The sequence below is a fragment of the Microvirga sp. P5_D2 genome (genome assembly GCF_054049475.1).
Genome location: NZ_JBFUMH010000433.1, coordinates 1 through 505 on the forward strand (window position 1 = coordinate 1; position 505 = coordinate 505).

The following is a 505-nucleotide window of genomic DNA, read 5'->3' on the forward strand; positions in this document are numbered from 1 at the left end:
ACATACGTGCGTCTCCTGATCTCTTCGTTGAGCCGCTCGAGCATGTTGGTGCTCTTGAGATGCTTGTGGTGCTGACGCGGCAAGCGGTAGAAGGTCAGCGTCTCCTCGATCGTCTCCTCGGCCCAGGCGACCAGGCGCGGGTAGCGCCCCTCCCACTTGGCAATCCAGGCCGCCAGATCGCGTCTGGCCTCCTCGACCGAGCGGCGGTCGTAGAGCCAGCGCAGCTCCTGCAGGCAGTCATCATCCGCTTTGCGCGGCAGGTGATCGAGGGCATTTCTCAGGAAGTGCACATAGCAGCGCTGATAGGCTGCCTCGCACAGCACCTCGCGGATCGCGGCCCGCAGGCCGGCATGATCATCGGCCACCACCAGCTCGACCCCTGAGAGCCCGCGCTCCCGCAGGCCGAGCAGAAACGTCCGCCACGAGGACTGGCTTTCCCGGTTGGCCATCTCCACACCCAGGATCTGGCGCCGGCCGTCCCAGTCGATACCCACCGCAATCAGCA

Annotated in this window: 1 protein-coding gene; it reads right to left on the minus strand. The window is 65.3% G+C overall.

Annotated elements, in window-relative coordinates; translation table 11 throughout:
• Positions 1 to 505: IS256 family transposase (locus tag ACXJKO_RS32130; protein WP_457095032.1), on the minus strand; the 505-nt coding region annotated here is incomplete at both ends.